18 protein-coding genes are annotated in these 17882 nt (G+C 72.9%); 14 read left to right on the top strand and 4 right to left on the bottom strand.

All coding sequences use genetic code 11. The features are described 5' to 3' along the window. Positions 1-27 precede the first annotated feature (27 nt). Complete coding sequence (locus ACIQI7_RS24570) at positions 28-300, bottom strand: DUF6343 family protein (RefSeq protein ID WP_401113328.1); 273 nt, start codon at positions 298-300, stop codon at positions 28-30. 76 nt (positions 301-376) lie between these two features. On the opposite strand from ACIQI7_RS24570, the gene ACIQI7_RS24565 reads away from it, so the two are divergent. Further along, positions 377-613, top strand: a complete 237-nt coding sequence (locus ACIQI7_RS24565; protein ID WP_401113326.1) for an I78 family peptidase inhibitor — start codon at positions 377-379, stop codon at positions 611-613. A gap of 87 nt (positions 614-700) precedes the next feature. Here ACIQI7_RS24565 and ACIQI7_RS24560 read toward each other — a convergent pair whose 3' ends face one another. Both ACIQI7_RS24560 and fabG read right to left on the bottom strand, forming a co-directional pair. Beyond that, entirely contained in the window at positions 701-1504 is an 804-nt protein-coding gene (locus tag ACIQI7_RS24560) for a phosphatase PAP2 family protein (RefSeq protein WP_401113324.1), read from the bottom strand. 232 nt (positions 1505-1736) lie between these two features. After that, on the bottom strand, positions 1737-2504 hold the full coding sequence (gene fabG / locus ACIQI7_RS24555) for a 3-oxoacyl-ACP reductase FabG (protein WP_401113323.1): 768 nt from the start codon (positions 2502-2504) through the stop codon (positions 1737-1739). 446 nt (positions 2505-2950) lie between these two features. Here fabG and ACIQI7_RS24550 point away from each other — a divergent pair, with 446 nt between their 5' ends. After that, positions 2951-3775 (top strand): MarR family winged helix-turn-helix transcriptional regulator, encoded by an 825-nt coding sequence (locus ACIQI7_RS24550; RefSeq protein ID WP_387756652.1) that lies wholly within the window; start codon positions 2951-2953, stop codon positions 3773-3775. Positions 3776-3951: 176 nt separating this feature from the next. Here ACIQI7_RS24550 and ACIQI7_RS24545 read toward each other — a convergent pair whose 3' ends face one another. Further along, positions 3952-4818, bottom strand: a complete 867-nt coding sequence (locus tag ACIQI7_RS24545) for an aldo/keto reductase (protein WP_401113322.1) — start codon at positions 4816-4818, stop codon at positions 3952-3954. Positions 4819-5427: 609 nt separating this feature from the next. Between ACIQI7_RS24545 and ACIQI7_RS24540 the strand changes: the two genes are divergently transcribed. The 12 genes from ACIQI7_RS24540 to ACIQI7_RS24485 all read left to right on the top strand — a co-directional run bounded on the left by ACIQI7_RS24540 (position 5428) and on the right by ACIQI7_RS24485 (position 17769). Continuing rightward, positions 5428-7203, top strand: a complete 1776-nt coding sequence (locus ACIQI7_RS24540; protein ID WP_401113320.1) for an ABC transporter transmembrane domain-containing protein — start codon at positions 5428-5430, stop codon at positions 7201-7203. A gap of 43 nt (positions 7204-7246) precedes the next feature. Continuing rightward, positions 7247-9019 carry an ABC transporter ATP-binding protein gene (locus ACIQI7_RS24535; protein WP_401113318.1) on the top strand — a complete coding sequence of 591 codons (1773 nt, stop codon included), beginning with the start codon at positions 7247-7249 and terminating at the stop codon, positions 9017-9019. Positions 9020-9143: 124 nt separating this feature from the next. Then, on the top strand, positions 9144-9389 hold the full coding sequence (locus ACIQI7_RS24530) for a lipopolysaccharide assembly protein LapA domain-containing protein (RefSeq protein ID WP_401113316.1): 246 nt from the start codon (positions 9144-9146) through the stop codon (positions 9387-9389). Between the two features lie 56 nt (positions 9390-9445). After that, positions 9446-10165, top strand: a complete 720-nt coding sequence (locus ACIQI7_RS24525; protein WP_387756819.1) for an amino acid ABC transporter ATP-binding protein — start codon at positions 9446-9448, stop codon at positions 10163-10165. A gap of 132 nt (positions 10166-10297) precedes the next feature. Next, positions 10298-11209: a glutamate ABC transporter substrate-binding protein gene (locus tag ACIQI7_RS24520; protein ID WP_401113314.1), complete on the top strand. Its 912-nt coding sequence runs from the start codon at positions 10298-10300 to the stop codon at positions 11207-11209. Positions 11210-11221: 12 nt separating this feature from the next. Next, the gene (locus ACIQI7_RS24515; RefSeq protein ID WP_401113312.1) at positions 11222-11866 is read left to right on the top strand and encodes an amino acid ABC transporter permease; all 645 of its coding nucleotides are present in this window, start codon (positions 11222-11224) and stop codon (positions 11864-11866) included. Beyond that, on the top strand, positions 11863-12732 hold the full coding sequence (locus ACIQI7_RS24510) for an amino acid ABC transporter permease (RefSeq protein ID WP_401113310.1): 870 nt from the start codon (positions 11863-11865) through the stop codon (positions 12730-12732). Before ACIQI7_RS24515 ends, ACIQI7_RS24510 begins: the two co-directional genes overlap by 4 nt. A 141-nt stretch (positions 12733-12873) precedes the next feature. After that, the gene (locus tag ACIQI7_RS24505; protein ID WP_355254602.1) at positions 12874-13779 is read left to right on the top strand and encodes a LysR family transcriptional regulator; all 906 of its coding nucleotides are present in this window, start codon (positions 12874-12876) and stop codon (positions 13777-13779) included. A 174-nt stretch (positions 13780-13953) separates the two neighbouring features. After that, positions 13954-14535, top strand: a complete 582-nt coding sequence (locus ACIQI7_RS24500) for a cysteine dioxygenase (RefSeq protein ID WP_401113309.1) — start codon at positions 13954-13956, stop codon at positions 14533-14535. A 58-nt stretch (positions 14536-14593) separates the two neighbouring features. Continuing rightward, complete coding sequence (locus ACIQI7_RS24495; protein ID WP_401113585.1) at positions 14594-15685, top strand: YeiH family protein; 1092 nt, start codon at positions 14594-14596, stop codon at positions 15683-15685. A 113-nt stretch (positions 15686-15798) separates the two neighbouring features. Continuing rightward, a complete protein-coding gene (locus tag ACIQI7_RS24490) occupies positions 15799-16527 on the top strand; it encodes a spermidine synthase (RefSeq protein ID WP_401113307.1) in 729 nt (242 codons plus the stop codon). Between the two features lie 150 nt (positions 16528-16677). Beyond that, the gene (locus tag ACIQI7_RS24485) at positions 16678-17769 is read left to right on the top strand and encodes a TetR/AcrR family transcriptional regulator C-terminal domain-containing protein (RefSeq protein ID WP_401113305.1); all 1092 of its coding nucleotides are present in this window, start codon (positions 16678-16680) and stop codon (positions 17767-17769) included. Positions 17770-17882 lie beyond the last annotated feature (113 nt).

Below are 17882 nucleotides of genomic sequence, written 5' to 3'. Positions count from 1 at the left end.
GGGCGGCGCGGAGTGGGAGACACCGCGTCAGAGCTCGGTCCGGCGGCGCCGGACGACCACCACGAGATCGACGGCGGCGAACAGGGTGAGCAGGCCGCAGGCCACGGCGAAGCCGGTGAGGGTGCCCCGGCCGGGTGCGCCGTGGACGGGGGAGACGGCCGCCCAGACGGCGAAGCCGACCGTTGCCAGCGCGAACAGCGGTGTGAAGGTGAGCGACAGCAGGTAACGGAGCTTGAGGGCGCTGCGGGCGGTGGCCGGCTCGGTGCCGCTGCGCCACCGCCGCGGTGTGGTGGTGGGCATGCCGTTCACCTCCGGACCGCGCGGGTCGGGCTACGATTCCAGCGTACGTCCGAGGAGACGAGCCGGGGAGGGCACGATGTCGGGATCGGACGAGGTGGGCCCGGGTTCGGGCCCGGGTTCGGGTGCGGCGGGCCAGGACGGCGAGGGGTACGCGGGGCTGCGGATCGAGCGGGCCCGGGAGCTGGCCCGGCGGCACGGCTGGGCGACGGTCCGGGTGCTGGAGCCGGGGGACCTGATGACCATGGAGTACCGGCAGGGGCGGCTCAACCTCGCGGTGCGCGACGGGGTGGTCGAGCGCAGCTGGGAGGGGTAGGTCCGGCGCCCCGGTGCGGCTCGGGGGTGACGGGGCCGGGCTCGTCGGGTTCGGGTCGGTGGGGGTCGGGCTCGTCGCGGCGGGGGGTCAGTAGGGCAGGTGCCGGCGGGCGAAGCGCCGGTGGAGTCGCTGCTCGGCGGTGGCGACCAGGGGTTCCAGCAGCGGCAGGGAGAGCAGGACGAGCAGTCCGGCGGCCCAGCCGGCCAGGACGTCGGTGACCCAGTGGGTGCCCAGGTAGACCGTGGTCAGGCCGATCGAGCAGGCCGTGGCGGCGGCGATCAGCGCGCCGGTGCGGCGCCAGCGGACCGCGAGGTAGGCGAGCACGCCCCAGGTGACCACCGCGTTGGCGGTGTGGCCGGAGGGGAAGATGGTGCCGCCGGAGAAGAGCTCGGGCGAGCCGACGTACTGGGCGTAGTGCGGGCCGAGCCGACCGGTGACGATCTTGACCGCGCCGACGGTGACGTTGAGCAACAGCAGCGCGATGCCCATGACCAGCAGCGGACGCACCCGGCCGAGGCGGTGGGCCCGCCAGCCGAGCCAGAGGAAGGCGGCGATCGCGGAGGGGCCGCGCTGGCCGGCGACCACCCAGGTGTCCAGCAGCGGCTCCAGTCGGGGCCACCGCTCGTAGGGGCGCAGCAGCCGGACCGACCAGTCGAGGTCGACCAGCGCGGTGTTGAGCAGGACCCCGGCCAGTACCAGCAGGTAGCCGGCGAGGGTGACGGCGAGCAGGGCGGCCTGTCGTCGGCCGCTCGGCGGCCAGCCGGGCGCGCGGGCGTCGCGGAGGACGGGGGTGTGCCCGGAGGCGGCGGCGCGTTCCCGGCGGCCGGTGTCGGGGGTGCGGCGCTCCGGCCCCTGGCGCGGAAAGGGAGCGGGGGTACTTCTGGATTGCACGGGGTGACCTTACCCAGCCGGACAGGGCTATTCCGGTGGTAATTGTCATTTTCCCGTGAAATCGACAATTGGGTCGATGAGGGGCGGTCCGTGGGGTGATTTCGGCGATTCCAGGATCGAAAGCCAGTGTGGTCGTCGAATGATTCTGCAAATTGCCCGGTAAGGCAAACGGAGTGGGAGGCCGGGTGCTCCCGCCTTCCCACTCCGTGGTAACCCTGTGTAGGTTCCGTGCTCAGTCGAGGGGGCCGCCCGCGACGTAGATCACCTGGCCGGAGACGAAGCCGGCGCCCTCGCTCGTGAGGAAGGAGATGGTGTGGGCGACGTCCTCAGGCACGCCGACCCGCTGGACCGGGATCTGAGAGGCCGCGGCCCGCTTGAAGTCTTCGAAGTCCATGCCGACCCGGGCGGCGGTGGCCGCTGTCATGTCCGTGGCGATAAAGCCGGGGGCGACCGCGTTGGCCGTGATGCCGAACTTGCCCAGCTCGATGGCCAAAGTCTTGGTGAAGCCCTGGAGTCCGGCCTTGGCGGTCGAGTAGTTGGCCTGGCCGCGGTTGCCCTGGGCCGAGGACGAGGACAGGTTGACGATGCGGCCGAAACCGGCGTCGACCATGTGCTTCTGCACCGCGCGGGTCATCAGGAAGGCGCCGCGGAGGTGAACGTTCATGACCGTGTCCCAGTCGGACTCGGACATCTTGAAGAGCAGGTTGTCGCGGAGCACGCCCGCGTTGTTCACCAGGACGACCGGCGCGCCGAGCTCGGCGGCCACCCGGTCGACGGCGGCCTGGACCTGCGCGGCGTCCGAGACGTCGGCGCCGACGGCCAGTGCCGTGCCGCCGGCGGCGGTGATCCGGTCGACCGTCTCCTTGCCGGCCGCCTCGTCCAGGTCCAGGACGGCGACCGCGTAGCCGTCGGCGGCCAGCCGGACGGCGGTGGCGGCGCCCAGGCCGCGGGCGGCACCGGTGACGACGGCGACCCGGGGGGCGGTGCTCTGCTCGGTCATGCGCGCTCTCGTCTCTCTCTGGGTTGCCTCCCGGGGAGAGCCCCCGGCGAGGGTGGCCACACCCTACCGGCGGGTAAGGAGGGCGGCCAGAGCGGTGAGACACCAGGTGACGGTGGGTAAGGACCGACCGGTCGGCTTTCTGCTGAGAACGCGTTACTGCAAGGGCTTCGCAGCGCGTAAATATGCCAATGTTGCCGAACCTGCGTCTACTATCCGCCCCTGCCTGCCAGCAAGGGCCCGCCGTTTGTATAGTGTCCGCCAGCAGCCACCGGCTGCACGGCTGGAGCGCCCTCCCTCATAGCTGGACGCCCACTCGCCGTTACTGCCCCACCCGGGTGTCCCACACACACCGGGTGTGACATCGGGACGGATACATGGTGCTGGGGGAGATCCCGACAACCCGCGTGTCTGCGCGACTGCAGCAGTCGCCCGGACACCTCATTCGCGTGGCACAGCAGGTCCACACCCGCTTGTGGTCCGAACACGTCGGAGCCGATCTCACGGCTCCGCAGTTCGCCGTGCTGCTGGTCCTGGCCCTTGAACCGGGTGCGGACCAGCGGACGGTCGGCGAGCGGGCCTCGCTCGACAAGGCCACGATGGCGGAGATGGTCGCGCGGCTGGTCCGTCGCGGCCTGGTGCTGCGCAGGCGCGACCCGGCCGACGGCCGGCGCAAGCTGCTGGCGCTCTCGCAGAGCGGTGCCCAGGCGGTGCGCGAGGCCACCGGCGGCGTGGTCCGCGTGCAGCGCGTCCTGTTCGAGCCGCTCTCGGCGGAGGAACAGGTCGAGATCGTCCGGGTGATGGCCAAGATAGCCAGGCTGGAGCCCGCGGCGGTCGCCGTCATCGCCGACGCGCGGCCGATACTGGACGCCCAGCGGGCGATCGGCTACCTGATCAGGGTGAGCCAGCAGGTGCACACCAAGCTCTGGTCGGAGCACGTGGGCGCCGAGCTGACGGCTCCGCAGTACGCGGTGCTGGACGCGCTGGAGCTGGAACCGGGCGCCGACCAGCGCACGGTCGGCGAGCTGGCCTCGCTGGACAAGGCCACGATGGCCGAGATGGTCAGCCGACTGGTGCGCCGCGGTCTGGTGCAGCGCCGGCGCGACCCCTCGGACGGACGGCGCAACCTGCTCTCGCTCTCACCGGCGGGACAGGACCTGCTGCACCGCTCGGCCGCTGGGGTGGCCGAGGTCCAGCGGCTGCTGCTGGCCCCGCTGGAGGAGAGCGAGCACGAGGCCGGACTCGCCCTCATCGCGAAGGCGGCCAGACTCTAGGTCAAATCTTCGCCGCAGTAGCCAAAACGATTCGCCAAAAGCTGAGGGCCCATGGCCATGGGCTTTGGTGGATCGGCATGCCGAAGGCCGCCCGCTCCCCTGGGGTGCGGGCGGTCTTCGTGTGTCCTGCCGTCAGGCGGTTCGGGGGCTCGGGGGCCGGGCCCCCGAACCGGGCCTCAGTTCCAGTCGAACTCCTGCGGGTCCGGGCCGATCCGCTTGCCGGTGGCCACGGCGGCGATCGCCGCGAGGTCCTCGGCGTCCAGCTCGAAGCCGGCGACGTCCAGGTTCTCGCGGATCCGGGACGGGGTGACCGACTTCGGGATCGCGATCACGCCGCTCTGGAGGTGCCAGCGCAGCACCACCTGGGCGACCGTGCGGCCGTGCTTCTCGGCGATCTCCACCAGCGCGGGCTCGGCGAGCAGCTCCTTGCCCTGGCCCAGCGGGCTCCACGCCTCGGTGGCGATGCCGTGCTCGGCGTGGAAGGCGCGCAGCTCCGTCTGCGGGAAGTACGGGTGCAGCTCGACCTGGTTCAGGACCGGGGCGACGGAGGCCTCGTCCAGCAGGCGGGTCAGCTGCTCGGTGCCGAAGTTGGAGACGCCGATCGACTTGACCCGGCCCTCCTCCTTCAGCTGCTCGAAGGCCTTCCAGATGTTCAGGTAGCTGTCGCCGTGCATCGGGCGCGGCCAGTGGATCAGGTACAGGTCGAGGTAGTCGAGGCCGAGCTTGGCCAGCGAGGCGTCGAACTCGCGCCGCACCGCGTCGCGGCCCTGCTCGCCGGACCAGTCGCGGGTGCCCGAGTTCCACAGCTTGGTGGTGACGTAGAGGTCCGCGCGGGCCACGCCGCCGGCCAGCGCCTCGGCGATCGCCGCACCGGTGCCGGTCTCGTTCTCGTAGATGGCCGCGGTGTCGATGGAGCGGTAGCCCGCCTCGATCGCGGCGCGGACGGCCGGGGTGGCCTCGGCGTCCGGGACCTGCCACACGCCGAAGCCGAGCTGCGGGATCTGCGCGCCGTCGTTGAGGGTGACGGTGGGGATGGTGCTCACGGGAAGGGGTGCCCTCCTGATTGTCCTGTGGTTCCAGTGGGGGCAACTGGTGTCCCGGTGTGATTGTTCCCGCCGAACGGGCGAATCCCGGGTGAAGCTTTGCGGGGGTTTGCCCGGGGCGGTCGGCCCGCCGGGGGCGGGACGGAGACCGCCCTGGTGAGGGACGTGCGGCGGGATGTGCGGGCAGCGTGGGGGGCCGGTGCGCAGGAGCGCGCGGAGCCGGCGTGCGGGGGGCGTACGGGGGCGCGCGGATCCGGCGGGCCGGTCGGGCGGCGGGCCGCGGCGAAAAACCTGTTGCGTGGATCACGTGGACGTTGGCAGGCTCGCGGCCATGACCTCCTGACTCCCGGGCCCTTCGTGCCCATCCCATCCCCGTCCGGTATCTCCCCCGGACGCGTCACCGAAGCCGCGCCGCCGCCGTGCTGACGCCCCGCGCGTCCTTCGCCCGTCGGTTCGGGCCGTCCCGCCGTCCTGCCGTTCGGCTTCCGACCGTGCTGTGCGCACCTCGTCGAGGCGTTCCGTGCGCCCTGTTCCCCGTCCTCCCGTAGCTCCCCCGTACCCCTGTGCGCCCGCGCTACCGCGCCCGCGCACCGCCCGTATCGGAGTGTCATGCTGCTCATCCCCCTGCCGCTGGCCGATCCCGGCAGTCCCGATCTCTCCTCACCCCTCGCCTTCCTGCGATGGCTGCAGCGCAGCCAGCGGCGCGGGCAGCTGCTCGCCACCGTCTGGACGCTGATCGAGATGGGGTGCCAGGCCGCCCTGCCGGTACCGCTCGGCTTCGGCGTGCAGGCCGCCGTGGACGGTGACGCCGGCGGGATCTGGCGGGCCGGCGGACTCCTGGTCCTGCTGGGCGCGGGCGCCGCGCTCGGCACCGTGCTGGCGCACCGGCAGGCCGTCTGGAACTGGATCCACGCGGCCACCCACGTACGGCAGTTGGTGGCCCGGCAGGCCTCGCACCTCGGGGCCGGTCTGTCCCGGCGGATCGCCACCGGCGAGGTCGTCGCGGTCGGCAGCGGGGACGTCGAACGGATCGGCTGGTACGTCGAACTGGTCGCCCGGGTCCGGTCCGCGGTGACGGTCTGGCTGGCCGTCAGCACGGCGGTGCTGCTGGTCCATCCGGTGCTCGGGACCGGAGTGCTGCTCGGCGTCCCGGTGCTGGCGGCCTCGGTCTGGCCGCTGATCGGGCCGTTCGAGCGGCGCTACGAGCAGCAGCGCACCCTCGGCGGCAAGGCCACCGAGCTGGCGGCCGACACGGTCGCGGGGCTGCGGGTGCTGCGCGGCATCGGCGGCGAGGAGCTGTTCCTGGAGCGGTACCGCGCGGCCTCCCAGAAGGTCCGGGCGGCGGCCGTCCGTTCGGCCCGGATCTGGTCGCTGATGCAGGCGCAGCAGGTGCTGCTGCCCGGCCTGTTCGTGGTCGGGGTCACCTGGTACGGCGCCCGGCTGGTGGCCTCCGGCGAGCTCGCCGTCGGCACCCTGATCGCGGTGTACGGCGCGACGGCCTTCCTGGCCGCTCCGCTGCGCATCCTGGGCGAGGCGGCGCACGCCTGGAGCGTGGCCCGGGTCTCCGCCGGGCGGGCCGTGCGGGTGCTCTCGCTCACCCGGACCGCCGGCGCGGACGAGGCCTCGCTGGCCAGGCCGGACAAGGCGGACCTGCACGACCCGGCGAGCGGGCTGACCGCGCGGGCCGGCGAGCTGACCGCGGTGGTCTGCGGGGATCCGGACTTCGCCGGAGCGCTGGCCGAACGGCTCGGCGGCCACGTCCCGCTGGCCGAGGGCGAACGGGCGCAGGCCTCGGTGCGGCTCGGCGGCACGGAGCTGGACGCGGTGCCGCTGGCCGAGGCCAGGGCGGCGGTGCTGGTCCACGACAAGGAGCCGGTGCTGCTCTCCGGCACGCTGGCCGAGCTGTTCGACATCCCGTCCTCGGGACGGGTCCCGGCCGCCGAGGCGCTGGCGGCGGCCCGCTCCGAGGACGTGCTGGAGGCCCTGGTGGACGGCTCGCCGGAGTGCGGGGGAGACCCGATGCGCGCCCGGATCACCGAGCGCGGACGCTCGCTCTCGGGCGGGCAGCGCCAGCGGCTCGCGCTGGCCCGGGCCCTGCTGGTGGACCCGCCGGTGCTGGTCCTGGACGAGCCCACCAGCGCGGTGGACGCCCACACCGAGTCGAGGATCGCCTCCGGGCTGCGGGACACCCGGGCGGGCCGCACCACCGTGGTGTTCGCGACCAGCCCGCTGCTGCTCGACCGGGCGGACCGGGTGGTGCTGCTGCGGGACGGCCGGGTGGCCGCCGCCGGGCGGCACCGCGAACTGATGCGGACCGAGCCGGCCTACCGGGCCGTGGTGACCCGCGACGAGGAAGCGGCCCGTCCGGTGGGTGGGGCCGTATGAGCTCAGCCGTCAACTTCCCTGCCACGCACGCGAGGAGAACGTCATGAAGCCTCCCGTCCAGGAGGAACGGGAACCGGCAGCCACCCTGCCGGTCGGCTCCCCGGCCGCCGTGCGCGAGTACCTGATGCTGCTCGCGCGGCGGCACCGCGCCGGGTTCTCCGCGGTGGTGTCGCTGCACTCGACGGCCACGGTGGCCGGGCTGGTCGGCCCCTGGGTGCTGGGCCGCCTGGTCGAGTCGCTGGCCACCGGCACCGCCGGGTCCACCATCGCGGTGGCGGTCGCCTGGTACCTGCTGGCGCTGGTGGTGCAGGCGGCGTTCACCGGTTGGTCGCGGATGCGCGGCGCGGTGCTCGGCGAGCGGGTGCTGGCCGACCTGCGCGAGGACTTCCTGGTGCGCTCGGTGGCCCTGCCGACCGGCGTGCTGGAGCGGGCCGGCACCGGGGACCTGGTCTCCCGGGGCACCACCGATGTCGACCGGCTGGACAAGTCGGTGCGCGAGGCGGTCCCCGAACTCGCCGTCGCCGTGGTCTCGTTGCTGTTGGTGCTCGGCGCGCTGCTGGTCACCTCGCCGCTGCTCGCGCTGACCTCGCTGGTCGGGCTGCCGCTGCTGCTGGTCAGCTCCCGCTGGTACTTCCGGCGCGCGCCGCAGTCCTACCGCAGCGAGTCGGCCGGGTACGCGGCGGTGAGCAACGTGCTGGCCGAGACGGTGGACGCCGGGCGGACGGTCGAGGCGCTGCGGCTGGGCGACCAGCGGGTCCGGCTGACCGACCGCAAGCTGCGCGAGTGGCTGGCCTGGGAGCGGTACACGCTGTGGCTGCGCTCGGTCTGGTTCCCGACCATCGACGCGGTCTACACCGCGGCGGTGCTCGCCACCATGGTGCTCGGCGGGCTGTTCACCGTCCAGGGCTGGATCACCGTGGGCCAGTTGACCACCGGCGTGCTCTACGCGCAGATGCTGACCGGCCCGGTGGACCTGATCCTGCGCTGGTACGACGAGCTGCAGATCGGCCAGGCCTCGCTGGCCCGGCTGGTCGGCGTGCGCGAGGTGCCCGAGCACGAGGGCGACGAGTCCGCCCGGCCGGACGGCCGTCGGGTCGAGGCGAAGGACGTCCGGTTCGGCTACCGCGAGGGCGCCGACGTGCTGCACGGGATCAGCCTGGACGTCGCCCCGGGCAGCCGGGTCGCGCTGGTCGGGCCGTCCGGCGCCGGCAAGTCCACCCTCGGCCGGCTGCTGGCCGGGATCTACACCCCCGGCCGCGGCAGCGTGACCCTCGGCGGGGCGGCGCTGGCGCGGATGCCGGCCGAGCGGGTGCGTGCGGAGGTGGCCCTGGTGAACCAGGAGCACCACGTCTTCGTCGGCACCCTGCGGGACAACCTGCTGCTGGCCGCGCCCGACGCGGACGACACCGAGCTGCGGGCCGCGCTGGACGCGGTGGACGCCGGGGTCTGGGTGGACGCCCTGCCGGAGGGCCTGGACACCGAGGTCGGCTCCGGCGGCACCTCGCTGACGCCGCCGCAGGCCCAGCAGCTGGCACTGGCCCGGCTGGTGCTGGCCGACCCGCACACCCTGGTGCTGGACGAGGCCACCTCGCTGCTGGACCCGCGGGCCGCCCGCCACCTGGAGCGCTCGCTCTCCCGGGTGCTGGAGGGCCGGACGGTCATCGCCATCGCCCACCGGCTGCACACCGCGCACGATGCGGACGTGATCGCGGTGGTCGAGGGCGGTCGGATCAGCGAGTACGGCAGCCATCCGGACCTGGTCGCGGCGGGCGGGCCGTACGCGGCGCTCTGGCGGTCCTGGCGGGACGAGCGGTAGCCGGTCGTCCGGGCAGCGGAGGTCTCAAACCCGTACGGGGTCCGATTACCCCGTACGGGTTACTCCCTGGCCCGGAAGGGCGCGTAACCGGGCAAATCGACCTTTCGGCCCGCAGACTGCTCCGGTGACCAAGATTTCAGACGGTTCGTCCCGCTCCTCACGCGGTGAGATCGGCGGGATTCCCACGCGCTACATCGGGATCGGCGCCATCGTCGTCCTCGCCGTGTGGTTCCTGTTCGCCAACCTCGACAAGGTGAAGATCCAGTTCTGGGTCTTCACCGTCACCGCGCCGCTCTGGATCGCGCTGCTGGCCACCCTGATCGCGGGCGCCGTGCTGGGCTGGCTGCTGAAGGGACGGCGCACCCGGTGACCACCGCCCCCGGGCCGGCCCCGACCGGCGCCTCGCCCTTCACCCCGCTGATCGAGATGCGCGGGGTCAACAAGCACTTCGGGGACCTGCACGTGCTGCGGGACATCGAGCTGACGGTGGGGCGCGGGGAGGTCGTCGTGGTCATCGGCCCGTCCGGCTCCGGCAAGTCCACCCTGTGCCGGGCGATCAACCGGCTGGAACCGATCGAGAACGGCAGCATCCTGATCGACGGCGAGCCGCTGCCCGCGGAGGGCAAGGGCCTGGCCCGGCTGCGCGCCGAGGTCGGCATGGTGTTCCAGTCCTTCAACCTGTTCGCGCACAAGACCGTGCTGCAGAACGTCTCGCTGGCGCAGATCAAGGTGCGCGGCCGGCCCAAGGCGGAGGCGGACGCCAAGTCCCGCGCACTGCTGGAACGGGTGGGCCTGGCCGACCAGGCCGCCAAGTACCCGGCGCAGCTCTCCGGCGGGCAGCAGCAGCGGGTCGCGATCGCCCGCGCGCTGGCGATGGAGCCCAAGGCGCTGCTGTTCGACGAGCCCACCTCGGCGCTCGACCCCGAGATGATCAACGAGGTGCTGGACGTCATGCGCCAGCTCGCGAGCGAGGGCATGACGATGGTCGTGGTCACCCACGAGATGGGCTTCGCCCGGGCGTCCGCGAACCGGGTGGTGTTCATGGCCGACGGCCGGATCGTCGAGGACCGCGCCCCGGAGGACTTCTTCGGCGCCCCGGAGAGCGATCGCGCCAAGGACTTCCTGTCCAAGATCCTGAAGCACTGAGGCGGCGCCGTGAACCACGAGACGACGTCCCCGGCGACGCGCGTGACCACCGTGCCGGTGCCCGCGACTGCCGCGCCGGCGTCCGGGACCACTGCCACGACGACGAGGGCGCGGCCCGTCGTACGGGCGGGGGTGCGGCCCGTTTCGCGGGCGGGGCGGCGACTGATCGCCGCCGTCCTGCTGCTCACCGCGCTGGCGACGGGCTGCGGCAAGCCCGGCACCCCGCCGCCCAAGGGCCCGCAGCCCAGTGCCCTGCCCACCTACCAGGTGCAGGACGCCTCCGCGATCACCGGCTCGCCGACCCTGGACGCCGCCCGCGGCCGGGGCCACCTGGTGGTCGGAGCCAAGGAGGACCAGCCGTACCTGGGCCAGAAGAACCCGGCCACCGGCGAGTACTCCGGCTTCGACATCGAGATCGCCAGGATGGTGGGCGCCTCGCTGGGCTTCCCGACGGACCGGATCCAGTTCCGGACCATCGCCTCGGCCAACCGCGAGACCGCCCTGCAGAACGGCCAGGTGGACTACTACGTCGGCACCTACACCATCAACGACAACCGGAAGAAGCTGGTCGGCTTCGCCGGGCCGTACTTCGTCGCCGGGCAGTCGCTGCTGGTGCGCAAGAACAACACCACCATCCACGGTCCGGAGGACCTGGACGGCAAGAAGGTCTGCTCGGCGGCCGGCTCGACCCCGTACCAGCGCATCCAGTCGAAGTACCCCAAGGCCAAGCTGATCGGCTACGACACCTACTCGGCCTGCGTGGACAACCTGATCACCGACCAGGTCGACGCGGTGACCACGGACAACGCGATCCTGCTCGGCTTCGCGGCCAAGGCGCCGGACGAGCTCAAGGTGGTCGGCCCGCTGTTCTCGACCGAGCCGTACGGGATCGGGGTGCCGAAGAACGACACCGTGCTGCGCGGTGCGATCGACGACGCGCTGGAGCACCACATCCGCAACGGCGACTGGCAGAGGGCCTTCGAGGCGACCCTCGGACTCTCCGGGGAGCCGGCGCCGACCCCGCCGCAGATCGTCCGGTACTGAGAGGGCCGCGCCGTGAAAACGCTGACCGACAACTGGTCGACCTACTGGGACGGGTTCCTCGGCACGCTCTCGCTGTTCGCGGTGAGCGCCGTGCTCTCGCTGGTGCTGGGCGTGCTGATCGCGGGCTTCCGGGTGTCGCCGGTGAAGCCGCTGCGGGTGTTCGGCACGCTCTGGGTGACGGTGCTGCGCAACACACCGCTGACCCTGCTGTTCTTCATCGTGGTGCTGGGCCTGCCCCGGTTCGACATCACCCTGCCCTTCTACACCTTCGCGGTGCTCGCGCTCGGCTGCTACACCTCGGCTTTCGTCTGCGAGTCGATGCGCTCGGGCATCAACACGGTGCCGACCGGGCAGGGCGAGGCGGCCCGCAGCCTCGGGATGAGCTTCGGGCAGACGATGGGCCTGGTGGTGCTGCCGCAGGCGTACCGCTCGGTGGTGGCGCCGCTCGGCAGCGTGCTGATCGCGCTGGCGAAGAACACGGCGATCGCCGGGTCGTTCAGCGTCACCGAGCTGCTGGGCACCTACCGGACCATCAACGAACTCGGCTACAGCATCATCTGGACCTTCGTCTGGATCGCCGTCGGCTACCTGATCATCACCCTGGCCATCAGCGCCGTCTTCAACCTGCTGGAACGACGAGTGGCGGTGTCCCGATGACCGTTGAATCCTCGGCGCTGTACGACATCCCCGGCCCGAAGGCGCTCTCCCGGCACCGGCTGTACGGCGGGATCGCGCTGCTGGTGATCGCGGCGCTGATCGGCTGGGTGGTCTACATGCTGTTCCACACCCACCAGTTCACGTACGCCAAGTGGCAGCCCTTCGAGTACCGGGGCGTGCAGGACCTGCTGCTGCGCGGGCTCGGCAACACCCTGAAGGCCTTCGGCTGGGCGGTGCTGTTCGCGCTGCCCTTCGGCGCGCTGTTCGCGGCCGGGCGGCTCTCCGACCACCGGGTGGTGCGCTGGCTCGCCACGCTGGTGGTGGAGTTCTTCCGGGCCATGCCGCTGCTGGTGATGATCTTCTTCATCTTCGTCGCGCTCAAGGTGCAGCCGCTCTGGGCGCTGGTGGCCGGGCTGGTGTTCTACAACGGCTCGGTGCTGGCCGAGGTGTTCCGGGCCGGCGTGCTCGCGGTGCCCAAGGGGCAGCGGGAGGCGGCGTACGCGCTGGGCATGCGCAAGACCCAGGTGATGACGTACGTCCTGGTGCCGCAGGCCGTCCGGTCGATGCTGCCGGCGATCATCAGCCAGCTGGTGGTCGCGCTCAAGGACACCTCGCTGGGCTTCCTGATCACCTACGAGGAGTTCCTGCACGCGGGCAAGCTGATCGCCACCAACCTGGACTACGACCTGCCGTTCATCCCGGTGGTGATCGTGATCGCGCCGATCTACATCGGCATGTGTCTGCTGCTCTCCTGGCTCGCCCGCTTCGTGGAGCGGCGCAGCCGGCGCAGCCCGAGCGTGCGCGGCGGGGCGCCGGTGGCCGAGGCGGGGGTGTCGATGGGACTGCCGCCGTCGGCGCAGGGATGAGAAGGATGGTTCGAGGCTGAACCATAGGTGCGGGTGGGGTCGGGGTCGGTACCCCCAAATTCCTCTTATGATTCTCGGACGCCCGGGCGAGGCCGACGCGGGGCTGTCGAGGGTGCACCGACGGGAGGGATCATGGAACCGGTGTTCGATTCACGGCACATCAGGACGTTCCACGAGGTGGTCCGGGCCGGCTCCTACTCGGCCGCCGCCCGCGAGCTCGGCTACACCCAGCCCGCCATCACCCAGCAGATGAAGGCGCTCGAACGCACCGTCGGCGTCCCGCTCTTCACCCGGGCGGGGCGCGGACTGCGGCTCACCGAGGCGGGGGAGGCGCTCTCCCGGCACGCCGAGCTGATCCTCGGCAGCATGTCCGCCGCCCAGCAGCAGCTCGCCGCACTCGCCAGGCTGCGCGCCGGACGGGTGCGGGTCTGTGCCTTCCCCAGCGCCAACGCCACCCTGATCCCCCAGGCGATGGCCCGGCTGCTGGCCGAGCACCCCGGTGTGCGGGTCGAGCTGCTGGAGGCCGAGCCGCCGGACTCCGTCCAGCGGTTGCTGCGCGGGGAGTGCGACATCGCGCTGGCCTTCCGGTACCCGGGCGGGGCCACCGAGGTGCCGGAGGGCCTCGACGAGATCCCGCTGATGGAGGACCTGCTCACGGTGCTGCTGCCGGTCGGGCACCCGCTCGGCCGCCGGCACGCCGTCCGGCTGGCCGACCTCGGCGGCGAACGCTGGATCGCCGGCTGTCCGCGCTGCCGGGCCAACCTGCTGCACGTCTGCGCGGAGGAGGGCTTCGCGCCGGACATCGTGTTCTCCACGGACGACAACCTCGCGGTGCAGTCGTTGGTCGCCGCCGGGGTCGGGATCGCGCTGATGCCGGCGCTGGTGCTCTCCTTCATGTGCCACCGCAAGGTCACCGGGCGGGCCGCCGAACCGCACCTGCGGCGGCAGGTGAGCGCGTACGTGCTGCGCGAGCACCGCCGGATCCCGGCCACCGGGCTGGTGCTGGACCATCTGCGGCAGGCGGCGGCGAGCCGGGTCGGGTGCTGACGGTCGACGGCCTGGGGGCTGACCGAGGACGGCTGGGGGCTGACCGGCGACGGCCGGGGCGCTGATCCGGCGACGGCTGGGGGCTGACCCGACGCTGACGTATAAGCGTGAGTGGGGAGGTCGCTTAGGAACCCTCCTTGGACCTGATAGGTCGGTAGGTTCGAACCTGATGGCATGACACCCTCAGCCACGGTCGGCACCGACCGGCTCACCGAGCGGATGACCGCGCTGATCAGTGAGATCCGCGCCGTCGTGGACCGCGGGCTCCCGCCGGAGCTCACCGCCTACCTGGTCGGCGAGCGCCTCGCCCCGTACCTGCACGCAGACCAGGACGGGCCCGACGCGCTGCTCGCGCCCGCCCATCGCGAGGGCGACCCGCAGCGCTACCGCCAGCACGTCCTGCACGCCGAGGAGGACGGCAGCTTCTCGGTCGTCGCCCTGGTCTGGCTGCCCGGGCAGCAGACCCCGATCCACGACCACGTCTCGTGGTGCGTGGCCGGCGTCCACCAGGGGCAGGAGAGCGAGACCCGCTACCGGCTGGTCTCCGACGGCTCCACCGCCCGGCTGGTCGAGACCGAGCACGTGGTCGGCCCGGCCGGTACCGTGGCCGCCTTCGCCCCGCCCGGCGACATCCACCTGGTGCGCAACTCCTGCAGCAGCACGGCGATCTCCATCCACGTCTACGGCGCGGACGTCTCGCGGCTCGGCACCAGCATCCGGCGGGTCTACCGGCTGCCCGCCGACCAGCAGCAGTGAGCGCGGCGTGGCACTGACCCTCCGGCACCGCGCCGCCCGTACCCGCTCCCTGCCCCCGATGCGCGGGGACGCCCCCGGGCTGCTGCTCGCGGCCCTCGGGGTGGCCGCCGCACTCGGCATCCACGCGCTGGTGCCGGCCGTGCCCGAACTCACCGCCGCCGTCGTGCTCGGCATGGTCGCGGCCCACCTGCCAGGGCTGCGCCCGGTGGTCCGCGGGGTCGCCCGGCCGGGACTGTCCACGGCCGGGAAGCGGCTGATGCGGCTCGGGATCGTGCTGCTCGGGCTCAAACTCAGCCTGGACGACGTGCTCGGCCTCGGCTGGGCCACCGTCGCCATGGTGCTCGCGGTGGTCGCGGCCACCTTCGGGGGCACGCTCTGGCTGGGCCGGCGGCTCGGCCTGCCGGGGGACCAGCCGCTGCTGGTCGCCACCGGCTACTCGATCTGCGGGGCCTCGGCGATCGGCGCGGTCAGCCAGGCGGCGGGCAGTGAGGAGGAGGACGTCGCGGCCTCGGTGGCGCTGGTCACCCTGTGCGGGACGCTGGCGATCGCCGTGCTGCCGCTGCTCCAGCAGCCGCTGGGGCTCGGCGAGCTGGAGTTCGGGCGCTGGGTCGGGGCGAGCGTGCACGACGTCGGGCAGGTGGTCGCCACCGCGCAGACCGGCGGGGCCGGGGCGCTGCGGGAGGCGGTGCTGGTCAAGCTGATGCGCGTGGTGCTGCTGGCGCCGCTGGTCGCGGGGGTGGCCGTGGCGGTGCGGCGGAACCTGCGGGCGGCGCGGCCGGCGGCTTCGGCGGCGGGGCCGGTGGAGGATCCGACGGGGGCCGCGGATGCGGGTTCGGCGTCGGGCGGGGCGGGTTCGGCGTCGGGCGGGAAGGCGGTGAGGGCCGGCAGCCGTCCGCCGATCGTGCCGCTGTTCGTGGCGGGGTTCCTCGCGATGATCGTCCTGCGGACCACCGGGGTGCTGCCCGAGCGGGTGCTCTCGCTGGCCGCGGACGCCCAGGGACTGCTGCTGGCCGCGGCGCTGTTCGGCCTCGGCAGTGCGGTGCACCTGCCGACCATGGCCCGTACCGGCGGGCGGATCGCCCTGCTCGGGCTCGGATCCTGGGTGGTCGTCGCGGGTGTCTCGTACGCGGGGGTGCTGGTCACGACCTGACGGACCGGAAGGCGGACTCGGCTATTGTCGGGCGGGTGCCCGCCCGCCCGTACGGGGGCGGCGGCCCACAGCCGAGTTCGCCCGGGTTCGCCCGAGTCCGCCAAGGGGGACGGATGATCACCGCACTGCCCGAACGCGACGGCCAGGAGGCCGTCGTCACGCTCGACCGACGGGAGGGCCCGTACGGCGAGGTGGTGCTCCGGCAACGCGGTCGGGACTTCGAGATCATCGCCAACGGCTGCTTCCTGATGGACACCGCCGACGGGCGCTCGGAGCGGCTGCTGATCCAGGCGGCGCTGGACGAACTTGACCGTACGGCCGGCGGGGCTGCGCAGGACGGCCGGGTCGGGCGGCCGTCGGTGCTGATCGGGGGCCTGGGGGTCGGCTTCTCGCTGGCGTACGCGGCGGCCGAGCCGCGCTGGGGACGGATCGCCGTCGTCGAGCGGGAGACCGCGATCATCGACTGGCACCGGACCGGCCCGCTCGGCGCCTTCTCCGGCGGTGCGCTGGACGACGAGCGGGTCGAGGTGCTCCACACCGACCTGCTGGAGTACCTCGCGGCGACGGACGGCGAGCGCTACGACGCGCTCTGCCTGGACATCGACAACGGGCCGGACTGGACCGTCACCGAGTCCAACGACGGGCTGTACGGCGCGGACGGGCTCGCGGTGCTGTGGCGCCGGTTGCGGCCGGGCGGAGTGCTGGCGGTGTGGAGTGCGCAGCCGTCGTCGGCCTTCGAGGAGGCGCTGCGGGCGGTGGGGTTCTCGGACGTGGTGACCCACGAGGTCCCGGTGGCCCGGGGTGTGCCGGACGTGGTGCACCTGGCCCGGCGGGCGGGCTGAGGGCGGATCCGGATCGGGCGGACCGGGCGGATCGGGCCGGGTTCGACCGGATCGCGGTCGAATTGGGCGGCGACGGCCGGTGGCTGGTGCGATGCGCCTCAACGCCCGTCGTCACTGGGGCAGTTGAGCGGCAGGTGGGTGGTGGGGTTGGTGGCTGGGAGCGGGAGCCCCTCGGAGCGGATCGCGGCCGAGCTCCGACGGCGCATCGTGGCGGGGGAGTTGACCCCGGGGGCGCGGGTGCCGTCCACCCGGCGGATCACCCGGGAGTGGGGCGTCGCGATGGCCACCGCGACCAAGGTGCTGAACCGGCTCCGGGACGAGGGGCTGGTACGGGCCGTGCCCGGGGTGGGCACGGTGGTGGCCGGGGAGCCGGCTCCGGCGGCCGGACGGTCCCGGGAATCCCGGCGGGTGTCGCCGCGGGCGTCGCAGCGGACGGCCGAGCGGATGCCGGAGCAGGCTCCGGAGCCTGCGTCGCGGCGGGAGGCGCGGCCGGAGGCGGAGTCGACCGGGGTGCGGCGGGTCCGGGCGGGCGGCGAGCGCGACCTCACCCGGGAGCGGATCGTGGCGACGGCCGTCCGGGTGGCCGACCAGGAGGGGCTGGCGGCGCTGTCGATGCGCCGGGTCGCGACCGATCTCGGCGTCGCGACGATGTCGCTCTACCGTCATGTGCCGGGCAAGGACGACCTGTTGCGCCTCATGATGGACGTGGCGTTCGGCGAGCAGCCACTGCCCGAGCCGCCGGCGTCGGACTGGCGGGAGGGGCTGGAGACGGTCGCGCGCGTGCAGTGGCGGATCTACCGGCGGCACCCGTGGCTGGCTTCCACGATGTCCTTCACCCGGCCGGTGCTGGCGCCGGACGCCGCGCTGCACACCGAGCGGTCGATCGCCGTTCTGGCGGGGCGGGGGCTGAGCTGGGAGGAGATGGCCCAGGCGTCCGTCGCCCTGGCGGCGTTCGTGTGCGGGCTGGCCGTCCACTTCGAGCGGGAGGCGCAGGCCGAACAGGACAGCGGGCTGTCCGCGGAGGAGTGGATGGACCGGGTGGAGGGCGAGGACCACGAGCGGCTGATGGCGGATCCGGAGCGGTTCCCGATGTTCGACGCGCTGAACCGGGGGCCGGAGATCGACCTGGGACTGGAGGCGCTGTTCGAATTCGGGATGGCGCGGATGCTGGACGGGATCGGGCTGCTGATCGAGCAGCGGGGCGGTGGGGGCGGCGGGCTGGCGGGCTCGGCGAACAAGTGACAGGGGACGACTGACAGCTGACAGCTGACAGCTGACAGGTAACAGATTTCAGATTTCGTTCGCTGAAATCTGAAATCTGTCAGCTGTCACCTGTTCGCCACGGTCCAGGCGCG

Origin of the sequence: Kitasatospora sp. NPDC092039, assembly GCF_044756065.1 — a bacterium.
In the GTDB taxonomy this organism is placed as follows: Bacteria; Actinomycetota; Actinomycetes; order Streptomycetales; family Streptomycetaceae; genus Kitasatospora.
This window is presented reverse-complemented; position numbering and strand designations above follow the sequence as displayed.

Coding starts and splice junctions, on each gene's coding strand:
- ACIQI7_RS24570 (WP_401113328.1), bottom strand. CDS start 300: ATGCCCACCACCACACCGCGGCGGTGGCGCAGCGGCACCGAGCCGGCC.
- ACIQI7_RS24565 (WP_401113326.1), top strand. CDS start 377: ATGTCGGGATCGGACGAGGTGGGCCCGGGTTCGGGCCCGGGTTCGGGT.
- fabG (WP_401113323.1), bottom strand. CDS start 2,504: ATGACCGAGCAGAGCACCGCCCCCCGGGTCGCCGTCGTCACCGGTGCC.
- ACIQI7_RS24540 (WP_401113320.1), top strand. CDS start 5,428: ATGCTGCTCATCCCCCTGCCGCTGGCCGATCCCGGCAGTCCCGATCTC.
- ACIQI7_RS24535 (WP_401113318.1), top strand. CDS start 7,247: ATGAAGCCTCCCGTCCAGGAGGAACGGGAACCGGCAGCCACCCTGCCG.
- ACIQI7_RS24525 (WP_387756819.1), top strand. CDS start 9,446: ATGCGCGGGGTCAACAAGCACTTCGGGGACCTGCACGTGCTGCGGGAC.
- ACIQI7_RS24510 (WP_401113310.1), top strand. CDS start 11,863: ATGACCGTTGAATCCTCGGCGCTGTACGACATCCCCGGCCCGAAGGCG.
- ACIQI7_RS24500 (WP_401113309.1), top strand. CDS start 13,954: ATGACACCCTCAGCCACGGTCGGCACCGACCGGCTCACCGAGCGGATG.
- ACIQI7_RS24495 (WP_401113585.1), top strand. CDS start 14,594: ATGCGCGGGGACGCCCCCGGGCTGCTGCTCGCGGCCCTCGGGGTGGCC.
- ACIQI7_RS24490 (WP_401113307.1), top strand. CDS start 15,799: ATGATCACCGCACTGCCCGAACGCGACGGCCAGGAGGCCGTCGTCACG.